The sequence below is a fragment of the Alphaproteobacteria bacterium GM7ARS4 genome (assembly GCA_014332745.1).
Taxonomy (GTDB): domain Bacteria; phylum Pseudomonadota; class Alphaproteobacteria; order GM7ARS4; family GM7ARS4; genus GM7ARS4.
The window spans coordinates 24,824-38,509 of sequence record JACONL010000005.1; the positions used below are offsets into that span (position 1 = coordinate 24,824).

Genomic DNA, 13,686 nt, shown 5'->3' on the forward strand with positions numbered 1-13,686 from the left:
GGCTTAGAGAGGGATATTATCGTGTTTTTTCCACGGATTCTTCAGCTCCTTATTTTGGAGCATAATCAAAGAACGGCAAAGACGTTTACGCGTTGTGTGCGGGAGAATGACATCATCGATGAAGCCTCGGCGCCCCGCAATAAAGGGATTGGCAAATCTCTCTCGATATTCTTCTGTCCGTTTCTCTAGCAATTGAGGATCATGGGCGTCTTTGCGGAAAATAATTTCCACAGCGCCCTTGGGCCCCATGACGGCAATTTCCGCGCTGGGCCAAGCAAAATTCACATCCCCGCGCAAATGTTTAGAACTCATCACATCGTAAGCACCCCCATAGGCTTTACGCGTAATGACGGTGACCTTAGGCACCGTCGCCTCGCTGTAGGCGAAAAGGAGCTTCGCCCCATGTTTTATAATCCCGCCATATTCTTGCGCCGTGCCCGGTAGAAACCCCGGGACATCGACAAAGGTGATGATGGGAATATTAAAGCAATCACAAAAACGAACAAAACGGGCGGCTTTGCGCGACGAGTCAATATCTAAACATCCCGCCAAGACCATCGGTTGATTGGCGACAATCCCCACAGGAGAGCCTTCCATACGTCCAAAGCCAATGATGATATTGGCCGCAAAATCGGGTTGTATCTCAAAAAAATCGCTATCATCTACAACCTTGTGGATCAGCTCACTCATATCATAAGGCTTTTGTGGGTCATCAGGCACAAGCGTGTCCAAAGACATATCCACCCTATCGCCATCATCCTGACTCATGCGTCTGGGAGGCTTTTTCCTATTATGGGACGGAAGAAAATCTATGAAACGCCTCGTGTAGAGGAGCGCCTCTATATCATTATCAAAAGCAAGGTCAGCGACACTGGACTTACTCGTATGGGTTTTCGCGCCCCCTAATTCCTCGTGCGTCACTTGTTCGTGGGTGACGGTGCGCACAACATCTGGCCCAGTGACGAACATATAGGATGTGCCACGCACCATAAAAATAAAATCCGTCATAGAGGGAGAATAGACAGCCCCGCCAGCGCATGGACCCATAATAAGGGATATTTGTGGAACGACACCTGACGCAAGCACATTGCGTTGAAAGACTTTGGCGTAACCCGCCAATGACGCAATCCCTTCTTGTATTCTCGCACCCCCCGAATCGTTAATGCCTATGATAGGCGCGCCTACGCTGATGGCCTTGTCCATGATTTTGCTGATCTTCTCAGCATGGGACTCCGAGAGTGAGCCGCCAAACACGGTAAAATCTTGGCTGAAAATGAAAACAAGGCGACCATTGATCGTCCCATAGCCTGTGACGACACCATCGCCGGGGACTGTCTGCTCTTCCATGCCAAAATCACGACAGCGATGTTCCACAAAGGTATCCCACTCCTCGAAAGAATGTTCATCGAGAAGCACATGAATGCGCTCCCGCGCCGTCAACTTGCCCTTTTTATGCTGTATGGCGATACGTTCCTTGCCCCCACCTAAAAGTGCCTCCTCACGCTTCTTCTTCAGCTGTTCAAGAATATCGTGCATTCTGTCCTGTGCTTGTCTGTATAAAACCCAAAGTCACTATAAAGAGAGTCGATACACTATTCAATATGTCTTTACATATTTTTGCTGTTGATGTGATAGGCAAGATGGCGTAGGACGACATCGCTTTCTTCCTCTATGCGTCGCCAATAGGCTTCGCTGATACCGCATGTGTCTTCGATGATGTTCTTCATCAAGGATGGTATCTCGGCAGTGATGGTGATTTTTTTACTTGTCATGGGATGGGAAAAACGCATGCTGCGCGCATGAAGACATAGGTGCTTCAAGGGGTGCTTCAGGGGTTGTTTCGAGGAGAGTATCTCTTGTTTTTGACGCCTCCCAAATTTCTTGTCACCCAAGAGGGGATGCCCCAGCCATGCGCAATGTTGACGAATCTGATGTGTGCGTCCCGATAAGGGACGGAGGATGAGCCATGTGCAATGGGCGCTCTGCCCTCTCACATGCCGATACAAGGTGCATGCGTCTTTTCCTATGGTCTTGTGTGGCGGACGCCTTTCTTTATATGGGATTGGCGTCTCCATACGCCCCTTGTCCCCTGTTACGCGCCCTGCGCACAGAGCCCAATAGGTTTTCTCAATTGTTTGCTCACGAAACATAGAGGCCAATGCCACAGCGCTCTTATGGTGACGAGCAATAAGCAAGACACCTGATGTCCCTTGGTCGAGGCGATGGACTAACTTCGGTTTGTTCTCTGAGTCGGAAGGCGCAAAAAGGGAGAGTGCTCCATCAATATGCCACCGCACCCCTGTGCCACCTTGGGTTGCTATGCCAGCCTTCTTATTGAGAGCAATGATGTCATCATCCTGATAGAGAATAGCGCGGCGCAACTGCGCCTTGAGCGCTGGCGCAAGGCTATAAGGAGGAGAAGGTTGTTTTTGTGTATCGTGCTTTTGGGGTTGTTTCTTAAGAAGGATAGATTGCCCCGTTTTAATCCGCACAGAACCATCAACCTTACGTCCGTCAATACGTATGAGTCCTTGGCGGCATAATTTGGCAAAATAGACATAAGGAACGCCTTGATAGCGGAGTCGTAACCATCGGTCGAGTCGCATACCCTCTTCTTGTGTCGATACGTCATGAGTGTGGTGATGTGGACTCTTATGAGTCATGGCTGTTCGTCCTTCATTTTTTGCATGCGTCTCTTGTGCCACCATGTGAGACGTTTTTGGATTTCCCGTTCGAAGCCTCTCGATACAGGGTGATAAAAGGATTCACGTGCCATGTCATGGGGAAAACCGCTTTGCCCGCTAAATCCGTCCTCCTCGTCATGGTCATAGCGATAATCCTTCCCATACCCCAATTGTTTCATCACATGCGTGGGGGCGGGCAGAAACGCTTTGGGGGGGCGGTAATGGGGCGTTTCTTGCGCTCTCTTATAGGCCATGTGCCATGCCTTATAGGCGGCGTTCGATTTTGCTGATGTTCCTAAATAGATAACGGCTTGTGCTAAAGCGAGTTCCCCTTCAGGCGCGCCCAGACGTCGCCAAGCATCCCACGCACTTAAAGCAATGCCAACGGCATGGGGGTCGGCTAGGCCAATGTCCTCGTTAGCAAAGCGCGTCAATCGCCTCGCAATGAAATCAGGCGACTCGCCAGCAACGATGGCACGAGCAAGCCAGTAGAGCGCCGCATCCGTATCTGATGCGCGTAGCGATTTGTGTAAGGCGCTCGCCAAGGCATAATGCATGTCCTTATCCTTGTCATGCAACGGAATACGCTTGTGAAGTATGCCCTTCACATCTTCCCACGTCCAGTGTGATGGTTCACTCCGTATGGTGGCTCGTTTCGAAGACATATGGTGCGAGAGAATATCAATATCATTGAGGAGGATACGCGCATCGCCATCACACATCGTGAGCAATGCATCCCTCTCTTTATCTTTTAGGGGGAGGGATACCCCTAGTGCCATTTCTGCCTTGTGGAGAATCTTGGCAAGAGCCTGCCGTCCCAAAGGTTCAAGGCATATCAATTGACAGCGTGATAGCAAGGCGGCATTGACTTCGAAAGAAGGATTCTCCGTTGTAGCGCCAATAAGGAGAATCGTGCCATCCTCAACAGGACCAAGTAAAAAATCTTGCTGCGCTCGATTAAAGCGGTGCACTTCATCGATAAAAACGATGCTCCTCTCTTCCGATTCTTTACGGCGCGCGCTCTCTTTGACAATGGCGCGTAAATCGCTGACACCACTGGAGACTGCCGATAGAGAATGAACATGATAGCCACTAGAATCCATAAGAACACGGGCCATGGTTGTCTTACCGCATCCAGGGGGACCCCATAGTATCATGGACGTAAAATGCCTTTCCTTGACCATCTTATACAAGAGACCCCCCTCTTGCACGAGATGGTCGTGGCCACAAATGTCATGGAGCGAAGAAGGACGTAGGCGCTCAGCAAGGGGCGTGACAACGTCTGTCATGGGCTGGGGGGCGGGGGGCGCGCTCTTTTCCATGACGTCTCTTTCCTGACACTGCTCTTACCGCTCCCTGTGTCTACTCTCCTCCTCACCCTTTAGACCTTCACGCAACATCTTCCTCATGGACGACGTCCACGGTTATTTGGATGACGTGCCCCCTTTCTTGTTCTGTTCAGCGTGTGGTTTCCTATCCATGAGCTCAATGATCGCCATGGCGGCTCCATCTCCATAGCGGAAACCTGCCTTGACAATACGTGTATAGCCTCCTTGTCTCGAGCGATAGCGTTGTGCCAGCTCATCCCACAATTTTTTCACCGATTCTCCACGACGCAAAAAGGCAAAAGCTTGTCGCCGTTGATGTAGCGTGCCTTTCTTTGCCAGTGTAATCATTTTTTCGACAACGGGGCGCGCCTCCTTCGCTTTGGGAAGCGTTGTCTTAATGCTCTCATGCTCGATAATGGCGTTGGCTAATGACGATAACAAGGCGCGCCTCTCAGACGACGTCCGTCCTAGCATACGTCCTTTCATGCGATGACGCATCGTTTAGTAGCCCTCCTCAGCCTTTTTAGCGAGCTCCTCTATGTTCTCGGGAGGCCAATTATCGACATGCATGCCTAAAGAGAGTCCCATCGTGTGCAATGTCTCCTTGATTTCATCGAGGGATTTACGCCCAAAATTAGGTGTGTGTAAAAGGTCCGCCTCCGTCTTTTGCACAAGATCCCCTATATAATCAATCTTGAGATGCTCACTTTTGAGGCAATTGGCGGAACGCACAGACAATTCTAAATCATCAACCTTGTAGAGCAAGGCTTTGTGGAACGGAAATTCTTTCTCTGTCTTTTGCTCCACAACATGTTTTGGCTCTTCGAAATGAATGAAGACCTGTAGCTGGTCTTGAAGAATGCGCGCGGCATATCCCAACGCATCCTCAGGCGTGATAGAGCCATCTGTCTCTACGTCCATCACCAGACGGTCATAATCTGTCATCTGACCAATACGCGCATCCTCCACATGGTAACGCACATGGAGAATGGGCGAAAAGAGCGCATCCACAGGAATTGTCCCTAAAGGCAACGCTTTGTCTTTGACGCTTCCCGCAACGACATACCCTTTTCCCTTCTCCACAGTCATTTCCATAGAGAAATCAACATCGCTATCAAGGGTGCATAGAGGATGCTCGGGGTCGAGAATGTCGACTTTATGGTTTTTCTCGCAATGTTTGGCGCGCAACACACCCGCCTTCTGTCCTCTGAGAACAAGTTTGGTGGGCGTCTCTGACGTGAGCGAAAGACGCAATGTCTTGATATTTAAGACAATGTTCGTCACATCCTCGATGACGCCGTCGATAGAGGAAAACTCATGTAAGACATTATTGATATGGATAGATGTGACGGCACTCCCCTGTAAAGAGGAAAGTAAGACTCGACGCAAAGCATTACCAAGGGTGATACCAAAGCCACGCTCCAGAGGCTCAATAATCATCTGCCCCTTTCTTGTTGCGCTGCCACCGACACCAACAATATCCCTCTTGCGAGGCTTAATAAGTGTCTTCCAATTCTGTTCTATCATCATTTTCCTCTTATTGCGTCCATGATGTGCCTTCTGCTCTATCAGACACGCCTCCTCTTTGGTGGGCGACAACCATTATGGGGAATAGGCGTCACATCGCGGATAGATTGAATAATAAAGCCAATGGCTTTGAGGGCGCGTAGCGCCGACTCACGCCCAGAGCCAGGCCCATTGATACGCACATTAAGTGTCTTCATGCCGTGCTCTTGGGCACGCCGCCCAGCCTTTTCTGCCGCCATCTGCGCTGCGTATGGCGTTGACTTGCGAGAACCACGAAATCCTTCTCCTCCCGCTGACGCCCATGAGATCGTGTTGCCAGCGTTGTCCGCTATTGTAACAATGGTGTTGTTGAATGTTGCGCGGACATGGGCAATCCCCGCCACGATATTTTTACGTTGCCGTTTCTTGATACGCTCGCCTCCCTTGTTGCTCTGGTGTGCTGTTGCCATAGGTCTACATCTTCTTTCCTGTGATGGGGCGCGCTCGTCCTTTGCGCGTTCTAGCGTTGGTATGGGTGCGCTGGCCACGGGTGGGAAGACCCTTGCGATGCCTCAGGCCGCGATAACAGCCCGTATCCATAAGACGTTTCATATTGACGGAGACGTCCCTGCGCAAATCACCCTCTACCTTATAGTCATGGTCGATGACATCACGTATTTTTGCGATCTGCGCGTCGCTCAAATCCTTAACCCGTTCCAATTCTCCGATACCAGCCTTGTGACATATGTCGCGTCCAATTTTATGCCCTATCCCGTGAATATAGGTGAGGGAGACGGCAACCCTCTTGTTGCTTGGGATATTGATACCTGCGATACGTGCCATAGCGTTCCTGTTGCGTGTTATTTTACGCACCGCTTGGACTCTTCTGCCCTCAAGAGCACATGTTCCAATTGTGCGTGTACGTCACGTATAGCCTGCATGGCATCAATATGAAAGACTTTTTTCTTGCTTTTACCATGTTCATAAAATGGAAGGAGAGCACTCACCTCCTTGTGGTAGCTCTTAAGGCGGTGGCGCACCACATCTCCTTTATCATCACGACGTTGGCCGAATGTTGTCGCGCCACAACGGTCGCATCGACCTTCGCGTCGAGGTTTGTGAAAAAGCGCGTTATAGACATAATGACATTGTGTGCAGTGAAAACGATGGCTTATCCGCTGAATAATGTCTTCATCCTCCACATCCATCACAATAATGGCATCCAGTGTCATATGCTGGGCGTCGAGCATGGCCTCTAAGGCGCTGGCTTGTGCTTTTGTGCGTGGGAAGCCATCGAGGATAAAGCCTTTTTGATGTTGAGAACCTATTGTTGCCATTCTCTGCCTGAGGATATCGATCATGGTATGGTCGGGGACGAGCTCTCCCCTGTCGAGAATGGCGGCCACATTTTTTCCTAAAGGCGACTCCTTAGCGACTTCGTTGCGTAATATGTCACCCGTAGCGAGCCATTGAAAGTCATACGTCTTCTCTAGATAGAGTGCTTGTGTCCCCTTCCCTGCACCGGGAGGCCCTATGAGAAGGATATTCAACGTCTTCTCGCTCCTCTTATGCGCGCATTTTTTATGAGGGCTTCATATTGGTGAACAATGAGGTGGGACTGTACTTGCGACATGGTGTCCATGCTGACGCTGACAACAATCAAAAGGGATGTTCCACCGAAGTAAAAGGGGAGAGCATATTCAGCAATAAGATATTCGGGTAATAGGCATACAGCAGCAAGATAGATAGAGCCTACCGTTGTGAGACGCGTGAGGATATAGTCGATATGGTCAGCAGTATGGGCACCAGGGCGGATACCAGGGATATAGCCGCCATTCTTACGCAAATTTTCTGCCGTCTCTTGGGGATTAAAAACGAGCGCTGTATAAAAAAAGGCAAAAAAGATAATGAGCGCCATATAGATACTCGTATAGACGGGCTGGCCGGGACCACCCAATAATGTCGAGAATTCGTAGAGCCACTCAGGACCGCCAGAGGCATTGAGCTGGCCAACAGTGGAGGGCAGAAGAAGAAGGGAACTAGCAAAAATAGGAGGAATCACCCCCGCTGAATTCAACTTAAGGGGCATATGATTGCTTTGCTGTCCAACAATCTTATTGCCCACTTGACGCTTGGGATATTGCACGATGAGCCGACGCTGTGCTCTCTCCATGAACACAATGAAGGCGATGACAACGATAGCCATCACAAGAAAAAAGAAGAGCAACCCCGTAGAGAGCGCGCCACTTCGGCCTAAATCTAACGTGCTTACAAGGGCTTGGGGTAGATTGGCGACAATGCCAGCAAAAATGATGAGCGATATGCCATTGCCAATGCCACGTTGTGTGATTTGCTCACCGAGCCACATGAGGAAAATTGTTCCCCCAACAAGGGTAATCACTGTGGAATAGCGGAAGAGCGCCCCCGGCTCGATCACCACAGACCCGACAGAGGATTGTAGGCTTTCTAAACCGATGGCAACGCCATATCCTTGTAATGCCGATAAGAAAACGGTGCCATAGCGCGTATATTGGTTGATGATTTTACGTCCTGCCTCTCCTTCCTTTTTCAACTGATTGAGACGAGGTGTCGTCGCCGCCAGCAGCTGCATGATAATTGATGCAGAAATATAAGGAATGATATTCAGAGCAAAAATCGTCATGCGCCCTAAGGCGCCGCCAGCAAACATATCGAACATTCCAAGAATACCGCCAGCATTCTGTGAAAAGACATCTTCCAATGCTGCTGGGTCGATACCCGGAATGGGAATATATGAGCCAATCCTATAAACAATCAACGCACCCAACGTAAACCATAGGCGCTTTTTCAGCGTCTCGGCTTTCGCTAAAACCCCAAAATTGACGTTGGAGGCAAGACGTTCGGCGACTGATGCCATCTATGCCTCCTGACTCTTTCGTTTTGTTGCCTTTGTCCCCGATGTGCCTTCTTTACGGCCATCTTTCTTATGGGCAGAGACCGCGCCTTTATCTTTTCTCAAAATACGGACAGTTCCTCCCTTTTCTTCAACGGCTTTGACGGCACTCTTACTAGCGTAGGTAACCTCTATTGTCAATTGATGGGATAGGGATGCGGCCCCATCCCCCAACAAGCGCACCCCATCTTTCTGTCCCGATATAATCCCTTGTTGCGAGAGGGTCTGTTCTGTAATTACCTTGTCGCCTTTTAATGTCCCTTTTTTGATGGCGTTGGTGAGAGTCGATAGAGAGACAAGATGAAAAGTCTTGCGTCCGTAGGGGCGAAAGCCCCTCTTTGGCAGGCGCATGTGGATAGGCATCTGTCCGCCCTCAAAACCTTTGATGGCAACGCCAGAGCGCGACTTCTGCCCCTTCATCCCCCTTCCACATGTTTTCCCCTTGCCAGAGCCCGACCCTCGTCCGACACGTACCGACGCCTTCATCGCCCCCTTATTATCACGCAACATATTGAGGTGCATACCTTAGCCTCCATCCTTCTCTACACGCACCAAGTGAGAGACTTTGCGAATCATGCCACGCACGGATGGCGTATCCTCAAGGGTGCGACAACGCCAAAGGCGGTTGAGACCTAAACCAACCAATGTCGCCTTTTGGTCAGCGGGCTTGCGAATGCCGCTCCTGATACGTGTGACTCTTATCTTGCGTGCCATGATAAAGCGACCCTATTTCGTTTTCGTCTTTGTTCTCTTGGTCGCTCGAGAAGATGTTCTCGGTGTCTCGAAGAGAATGTTGCGTCTGTCCCCGACTTGCCGTGGCGATGATGTCTTCTGTAGCGCATCCAACGTGGCTCTTACCATATTATGCGGATTAGATGAACCAATAGATTTAGCGACGATATCTTCCACGCCTAACGCCTCAAAAATAGCGCGCATGGGGCCGCCAGCAATGATACCTGTTCCCCTTTTTGCGCGACGCAAGACAACCTTCCCCGCACCAAAATGTCCCTTCATATCATGGTGAATTGTTTTATCTCCTGTCAATTGGACGTCTATCATATGCGCACGGGCTTCCGTGAACGCTTTGCGTGTTGCCTCACCTGTTTCTCGAGCCTTGCCTGTGCCAATGCCGACTTTGCCTTGCCCATTGCCGACAACGACAAGAGTCGATACGCTAAACCGCCTGCCGCCCTTAACCACTTTAGAGACACGATTGTTAGAGATAACACGTTCAATGAGATCGCTCTCCTCCTTGCTGTGTCTCCTCGCACTCCCTCGCCTTGAGCTACGTTTATCTCGCTTGTCCCCTTCCCCTTGCGCCTCTTCTGCTTGTGACGCCTTCTGACGTCCCGTGCGCTGTTCCTCCTTTTTTTCACCCTCTATCGTCTTCGCTGTCCTTTTTGCTGTCCTACGAGATGGAGACACGCCCCTGTCAGAGGACGTGTCAGAGGACGTCTTCTTTGTGTCTTGTGTCTCTTGCGTTTTTTGTCCCGCCTTCGAGGCCTTCACGTCCTCTTTGTCCTTCAAGACGTTATCAAAAGCAAGGTCAGCAGGCTGAGTATGTTCTTCTTTTTGTTCGTCTACCATGGTTGTCCTATCATCTCTATGGCTTAAAAGGAAAGCCCTCCTTCACGAGCCGATTCCGCTAAGGCACGAACACGCCCGTGATAGGCATACCCGCCTCGGTCAAACACAACATGGGTGATGTTCTTCGACGTGGCGCGTTGTGCTATGAGTTCTCCTACCTTCTGGGCAGATTGGATAGTGCCTCCCGTCTTTAATGTCTTGCCGAGCTCTTTATCCAAGGTGGATGCCGATACCAACGTCGTCCTTTTACGGTCATCAATAATTTGCGCATACATATGTTGATGGGAACGGAAAACACTGAGCCGCACAGAATTTTTGCCCTGACGTAGACGATAACGTTGGCGACGAGCACGGCGGGAGACAAGACGTTCTTTAGACATGGGAAAAAGCGCTCAAAGACCTCTATTTTTTCTTTTTTCCTTCCTTGCGCAAGATGAATTCATCTTGATAGCGAATACCCTTTCCTTTGTAGGGTTCAGGAGGACGCAAGGCGCGTATTTCAGCAGCGATCTGGCCAAGACGCTGTTTATCCGCTCCTTTAAGAACGATCTCTGTGGGTTGAGGACATTGCGCCGTGATACCATCAGGAATAGGAAAAAGAATCTCATGGCTATAGCCCAGCTGTAAGGAAATATCTTTGCCCTTCATCTGCGCACGATAGCCAACACCATGCATAAGGAGCACGCGCTGAAAGCCTTCCTTGACGCCCGTGACCATATTGGCAATGCATGCGCGCGTCGTCCCCCACATCATGCGCATTTTTCGACTCGTGTCCTGTGGTGATATATGGAGATAAGACTCTTTGTGCTCGATGTTGAGACCATACGGCACAGAAAAACGCATCTCGCGCCCCGAGTCAGATATGACAGCGACATGCCCTTCCATACGGAATTGAGTCGTCTCAGAGAGAAAAATAGGGGCCTTTCCAGTTCTCGACATTGTTCAATAAACGTGACAAATGATTTCTCCACCAACGCCTTGCTGTCGTGCCTCCCTATCAGACAGGACACCCTTTGACGTGGACAGAATATAGATACCCAACCCACCATAAAGAGGCTTGAGAGCCTTGATGGGAGAGTATAAACGACATCCGGGTTTAGAACAACGCTTTACTTCGTGAATAGCTCCCTCTTTTTTGTAAACACGCAACGTGATCGTCAAGACTGGTTTCTTCGCATGGCGTGTATCGATGCCATAATCCTCTATATACCCCTCCCTCTTGAGAACATCGGCAATACGCACCTTCATGGCGGACGATGCGCATGTAACACTCTTTTTTTTCGCCGTCTGTCCGTTCCTTATACGCGTCAGCATATCGGCAATGGGATCACTCATCGACATGGTCTTCTACCAACTAGAACGGGACATGCCCGGAATCTCACCTTTGCCAGCGAGATCCCTCAACATAATGCGCGATAAGCGAAAGCGACGATAGACGCCTCTTCCCCTGCCTGTGATAATACAACGGCGGCGATAACGCACAGGCGACGAATCTCGAGGCATGGTCGACAATGACAAGCAAAGATGAAAACGCTCATCCTTATCCAAGCCTTTATCATGAATACGAGCCTTCAAGTCTCTCCGTTTCGCCGCGTATTTATCAATTATGCGCTGACGCCGGCTATTTCGTTCAACGACACTTTTCTTTGCCATAATCCGTTCTCACTCGTCAAAGGGTAACATAAAGCCGGCCAATAAGGCTTTACCTTCTTCGTCATTCTGTGCCGTTGTGACAATTGTCACATCAAGACCCCGTATCTTATCAGCTTTATCATAGTCGATTTCGGGAAAAATAATATGCTCACGAATACCCAAGGAATAATTCCCCCGCCCATCGAATCCCTTCACCGACACGCCGTGGAAATCACGCACCCGTGGCAGGGCGATATTAACGAGCCTGTCGAGAAATTCATACATACGCCGACGCCTCAATGTCACCTTACAGCCAATGGGCATGCCCACACGTAGTTTAAAAGACGCAACAGATTGACGCGCCTTTGTCGTGATGGGCTTCTGCCCGCTGATACACGCTAAATCTTGTGTCGCATTCATGATGTGTTTTTTATCGTCACGCGCCTCCCCTACGCCCATGTTGAGGACAATCTTGACAATTTTAGGGACGCACATAGGGTGACGGTAGCCAAAATCTTTGATAAGGGTCGGGGCGATGCTCTTTTTATAGAGCTCACTGAAGTGGGGAACAGGAGACGCTGGCATGGGGTCAGTCTATGATCTCCTGTGATGCTTTGCTATAGCGTAACTTCTGCCCCTCTTGGTTAAAACGGAATGCCACGCGCGTCGCCTTGTCCGTTTTTGGGTCAATGAGAGCCACATTAGAACGGTGAATTGTTCCTTCCTTTGTCTCGATTCCCCCTTGACTATCGGCTGATGCCCGTCTGTGCCTCTTTGTGAGGGCCGCCCCCTGTACGATCACACGATTCTCTCGAGGAATAACCTTGATAACCTCACCACGCACACCCTTATCACGCCCAGCAATGACGATAACCTTATCCCCCTTCCGTAAAGACATTTTATTAACCATAGAACACGATACCTCTCTCTTCTACAAGACTTCTGGCGCAAGAGAAATGATTTTCATGTAGTTGTGTCGACGTAGCTCGCGGGTTACAGGGCCAAAAATACGCGTGCCAATGGGTTCACCTTGGTTATTGATAAGGACGGCCGCATTGCGGTCGAAACGAATAGAGCTTCCGTCCTCTCTCAAAAGAGCGCTCACCGTGCGCACAATGACCGCCCTATGCACGTCCCCTTTCTTCACCCTTGCTCTGGGAACAGCATTCTTAATGGCGACAACAATAACATCGCCAATATGGGCGGTGCGTCTCTTAGCGCCCCCCAATACTTTGATACATTGTACGAGACGCGCTCCCGAATTGTCAGCAACATAAAGGTTCGTTTGCATCTGAATCATTGCTTATGTCACCTGTTCAACGACAATGAAATGCTTGCTCTTCGAGATAGGAGCGCATTCCCTGATTTTAACGATATCTCCCTTCTTATAACGATTATCCTCGTCATGGGCAGCAATTTTCTTACAGCGGCGAATATATTTCTTATAGAGAGGATGTTTCACATGGCGCTCCACCAGAATTGTCACGGTCTTATGACAAGCGTCACTCACAACAGTGCCTCGTATCGTTCTAGTTGCCATGGTGTGTCACCTCCTTATTCTGTTGTGAGGACTCTGCGCCTTGTTCTTTGTGCTTTTGTTTTTGCGTTTTGCGTTGATGCAAGATGGTGCGCGCCCGCGCATAGTCGCGACGTAAAAGGCGTAATTGTGACGTATTGTCCAACGTAGAGGACACACGTTGGAAACGCATATTGATGGATTGTTCGGCAAGGGATTTAAGGTGGTCGCACAATTCGTCTGTCCCCATAGCACGCATATCAGAAGGCTTCATTGGTCTTTCTCCTGCGTACGCATGACGACCCTTGAGCGTAAGGGTAATTTTGCCGTTGCGAGCCTAAAGGCTTCGACGGCTAATACCTGTGGCACACCATCCAACTCAAAAAGAATGCGTCCCGGCTTGACACGACATATCCAATACTCGACTGAGCCTTTCCCTTTTCCTTGTCGCGCTTCAGCGGGCTTTTGGCTCACAGGGACATCGGGGAAAATACGAATCCA

Annotated in this window: 22 protein-coding genes; all 22 read right to left on the reverse strand. The window is 49.9% G+C overall.

Going from position 1 to position 13,686, the window contains the following annotated elements; all coding sequences use genetic code 11:
• Positions 1 to 3: 3 nt before the first annotated feature.
• On the reverse strand, positions 4 to 1,536 hold the full coding sequence (locus tag GDA54_04740) for an acyl-CoA carboxylase subunit beta (GenBank protein MBC6497610.1): 1,533 nt from the start codon (positions 1,534 to 1,536) through the stop codon (positions 4 to 6).
• Positions 1,537 to 1,607: 71 nt separating this feature from the next.
• Positions 1,608 to 2,663 (reverse strand): RluA family pseudouridine synthase, encoded by a 1,056-nt coding sequence (locus GDA54_04745; GenBank protein MBC6497611.1) that lies wholly within the window; start codon positions 2,661 to 2,663, stop codon positions 1,608 to 1,610.
• Positions 2,660 to 3,973 (reverse strand): replication-associated recombination protein A, encoded by a 1,314-nt coding sequence (locus tag GDA54_04750; protein ID MBC6497612.1) that lies wholly within the window; start codon positions 3,971 to 3,973, stop codon positions 2,660 to 2,662. The genes GDA54_04745 and GDA54_04750 overlap by 4 nt, the downstream gene beginning before the upstream one ends.
• A gap of 135 nt (positions 3,974 to 4,108) precedes the next feature.
• Positions 4,109 to 4,510: a 50S ribosomal protein L17 gene (gene rplQ / locus GDA54_04755; GenBank protein ID MBC6497613.1), complete on the reverse strand. Its 402-nt coding sequence runs from the start codon at positions 4,508 to 4,510 to the stop codon at positions 4,109 to 4,111.
• A 3-nt stretch (positions 4,511 to 4,513) separates the two neighbouring features.
• Positions 4,514 to 5,539, reverse strand: a complete 1,026-nt coding sequence (locus tag GDA54_04760; GenBank protein MBC6497614.1) for a DNA-directed RNA polymerase subunit alpha — start codon at positions 5,537 to 5,539, stop codon at positions 4,514 to 4,516.
• Between the two features lie 41 nt (positions 5,540 to 5,580).
• Positions 5,581 to 5,988 (reverse strand): 30S ribosomal protein S11, encoded by a 408-nt coding sequence (gene rpsK / locus GDA54_04765; GenBank protein ID MBC6497615.1) that lies wholly within the window; start codon positions 5,986 to 5,988, stop codon positions 5,581 to 5,583.
• A gap of 4 nt (positions 5,989 to 5,992) precedes the next feature.
• Positions 5,993 to 6,361 (reverse strand): 30S ribosomal protein S13, encoded by a 369-nt coding sequence (rpsM, locus tag GDA54_04770; protein ID MBC6497616.1) that lies wholly within the window; start codon positions 6,359 to 6,361, stop codon positions 5,993 to 5,995.
• A 17-nt stretch (positions 6,362 to 6,378) separates the two neighbouring features.
• Positions 6,379 to 7,068, reverse strand: coding sequence for an adenylate kinase (locus GDA54_04775; protein MBC6497617.1), 690 nt, complete (start codon positions 7,066 to 7,068; stop codon positions 6,379 to 6,381).
• A complete protein-coding gene (gene secY, locus GDA54_04780; protein MBC6497618.1) occupies positions 7,065 to 8,414 on the reverse strand; it encodes a preprotein translocase subunit SecY in 1,350 nt (449 codons plus the stop codon). Before secY ends, GDA54_04775 begins: the two co-directional genes overlap by 4 nt.
• The gene (locus tag GDA54_04785; protein ID MBC6497619.1) at positions 8,415 to 8,972 is read right to left on the reverse strand and encodes a 50S ribosomal protein L15; all 558 of its coding nucleotides are present in this window, start codon (positions 8,970 to 8,972) and stop codon (positions 8,415 to 8,417) included. It lies immediately after the preceding gene.
• Between the two features lie 3 nt (positions 8,973 to 8,975).
• A complete protein-coding gene (gene rpmD / locus GDA54_04790) occupies positions 8,976 to 9,164 on the reverse strand; it encodes a 50S ribosomal protein L30 (GenBank protein ID MBC6497620.1) in 189 nt (62 codons plus the stop codon).
• Positions 9,165 to 9,176: 12 nt separating this feature from the next.
• Entirely contained in the window at positions 9,177 to 10,037 is an 861-nt protein-coding gene (gene rpsE, locus GDA54_04795) for a 30S ribosomal protein S5 (protein ID MBC6497621.1), read from the reverse strand.
• A 23-nt stretch (positions 10,038 to 10,060) separates the two neighbouring features.
• Entirely contained in the window at positions 10,061 to 10,417 is a 357-nt protein-coding gene (locus GDA54_04800; GenBank protein MBC6497622.1) for a 50S ribosomal protein L18, read from the reverse strand.
• 22 nt (positions 10,418 to 10,439) lie between these two features.
• Entirely contained in the window at positions 10,440 to 10,976 is a 537-nt protein-coding gene (gene rplF / locus GDA54_04805) for a 50S ribosomal protein L6 (protein ID MBC6497623.1), read from the reverse strand.
• A 3-nt stretch (positions 10,977 to 10,979) separates the two neighbouring features.
• On the reverse strand, positions 10,980 to 11,378 hold the full coding sequence (gene rpsH, locus GDA54_04810) for a 30S ribosomal protein S8 (GenBank protein ID MBC6497624.1): 399 nt from the start codon (positions 11,376 to 11,378) through the stop codon (positions 10,980 to 10,982).
• A gap of 6 nt (positions 11,379 to 11,384) precedes the next feature.
• Entirely contained in the window at positions 11,385 to 11,690 is a 306-nt protein-coding gene (gene rpsN, locus GDA54_04815) for a 30S ribosomal protein S14 (GenBank protein MBC6497625.1), read from the reverse strand.
• 9 nt (positions 11,691 to 11,699) lie between these two features.
• Positions 11,700 to 12,254, reverse strand: coding sequence for a 50S ribosomal protein L5 (gene rplE / locus GDA54_04820; GenBank protein MBC6497626.1), 555 nt, complete (start codon positions 12,252 to 12,254; stop codon positions 11,700 to 11,702).
• A 4-nt stretch (positions 12,255 to 12,258) separates the two neighbouring features.
• A complete protein-coding gene (gene rplX, locus GDA54_04825) occupies positions 12,259 to 12,579 on the reverse strand; it encodes a 50S ribosomal protein L24 (GenBank protein MBC6497627.1) in 321 nt (106 codons plus the stop codon).
• 21 nt (positions 12,580 to 12,600) lie between these two features.
• Complete coding sequence (rplN, locus tag GDA54_04830; GenBank protein ID MBC6497628.1) at positions 12,601 to 12,969, reverse strand: 50S ribosomal protein L14; 369 nt, start codon at positions 12,967 to 12,969, stop codon at positions 12,601 to 12,603.
• A 3-nt stretch (positions 12,970 to 12,972) separates the two neighbouring features.
• The gene (rpsQ, locus tag GDA54_04835) at positions 12,973 to 13,209 is read right to left on the reverse strand and encodes a 30S ribosomal protein S17 (GenBank protein ID MBC6497629.1); all 237 of its coding nucleotides are present in this window, start codon (positions 13,207 to 13,209) and stop codon (positions 12,973 to 12,975) included.
• Complete coding sequence (rpmC, locus tag GDA54_04840) at positions 13,199 to 13,459, reverse strand: 50S ribosomal protein L29 (protein ID MBC6497630.1); 261 nt, start codon at positions 13,457 to 13,459, stop codon at positions 13,199 to 13,201. Before rpmC ends, rpsQ begins: the two co-directional genes overlap by 11 nt.
• Positions 13,456 to 13,686: 50S ribosomal protein L16 (rplP, locus tag GDA54_04845; GenBank protein ID MBC6497631.1), on the reverse strand; the 231-nt coding region annotated here is incomplete at its 5' end. The genes rpmC and rplP, both read right to left, overlap by 4 nt.

What these genes read in the sequence shown, in the direction of transcription:
- GDA54_04740 (MBC6497610.1), bottom strand. Translation starts at nt 1,536, where the DNA reads ATGCACGATATTCTTGAACAGCTGAAGAAGAAGCGTGAGGAGGCACTT.
- GDA54_04745 (MBC6497611.1), bottom strand. Translation starts at nt 2,663, where the DNA reads ATGACTCATAAGAGTCCACATCACCACACTCATGACGTATCGACACAA.
- GDA54_04750 (MBC6497612.1), bottom strand. Translation starts at nt 3,973, where the DNA reads ATGACAGACGTTGTCACGCCCCTTGCTGAGCGCCTACGTCCTTCTTCG.
- rplQ (MBC6497613.1), bottom strand. Translation starts at nt 4,510, where the DNA reads ATGCGTCATCGCATGAAAGGACGTATGCTAGGACGGACGTCGTCTGAG.
- GDA54_04760 (MBC6497614.1), bottom strand. Translation starts at nt 5,539, where the DNA reads ATGATAGAACAGAATTGGAAGACACTTATTAAGCCTCGCAAGAGGGAT.
- rpsK (MBC6497615.1), bottom strand. Translation starts at nt 5,988, where the DNA reads ATGGCAACAGCACACCAGAGCAACAAGGGAGGCGAGCGTATCAAGAAA.
- rpsM (MBC6497616.1), bottom strand. Translation starts at nt 6,361, where the DNA reads ATGGCACGTATCGCAGGTATCAATATCCCAAGCAACAAGAGGGTTGCC.
- secY (MBC6497618.1), bottom strand. Translation starts at nt 8,414, where the DNA reads ATGGCATCAGTCGCCGAACGTCTTGCCTCCAACGTCAATTTTGGGGTT.
- GDA54_04785 (MBC6497619.1), bottom strand. Translation starts at nt 8,972, where the DNA reads ATGCACCTCAATATGTTGCGTGATAATAAGGGGGCGATGAAGGCGTCG.
- rpmD (MBC6497620.1), bottom strand. Translation starts at nt 9,164, where the DNA reads ATGGCACGCAAGATAAGAGTCACACGTATCAGGAGCGGCATTCGCAAG.
- rpsE (MBC6497621.1), bottom strand. Translation starts at nt 10,037, where the DNA reads ATGGTAGACGAACAAAAAGAAGAACATACTCAGCCTGCTGACCTTGCT.
- GDA54_04800 (MBC6497622.1), bottom strand. Translation starts at nt 10,417, where the DNA reads ATGTCTAAAGAACGTCTTGTCTCCCGCCGTGCTCGTCGCCAACGTTAT.
- rplF (MBC6497623.1), bottom strand. Translation starts at nt 10,976, where the DNA reads ATGTCGAGAACTGGAAAGGCCCCTATTTTTCTCTCTGAGACGACTCAA.
- rpsH (MBC6497624.1), bottom strand. Translation starts at nt 11,378, where the DNA reads ATGTCGATGAGTGATCCCATTGCCGATATGCTGACGCGTATAAGGAAC.
- rpsN (MBC6497625.1), bottom strand. Translation starts at nt 11,690, where the DNA reads ATGGCAAAGAAAAGTGTCGTTGAACGAAATAGCCGGCGTCAGCGCATA.
- rplE (MBC6497626.1), bottom strand. Translation starts at nt 12,254, where the DNA reads ATGCCAGCGTCTCCTGTTCCCCACTTCAGTGAGCTCTATAAAAAGAGC.
- rplX (MBC6497627.1), bottom strand. Translation starts at nt 12,579, where the DNA reads ATGGTTAATAAAATGTCTTTACGGAAGGGGGATAAGGTTATCGTCATT.
- rplN (MBC6497628.1), bottom strand. Translation starts at nt 12,969, where the DNA reads ATGATTCAGATGCAAACGAACCTTTATGTTGCTGACAATTCGGGAGCG.
- rpsQ (MBC6497629.1), bottom strand. Translation starts at nt 13,209, where the DNA reads ATGGCAACTAGAACGATACGAGGCACTGTTGTGAGTGACGCTTGTCAT.
- rpmC (MBC6497630.1), bottom strand. Translation starts at nt 13,459, where the DNA reads ATGAAGCCTTCTGATATGCGTGCTATGGGGACAGACGAATTGTGCGAC.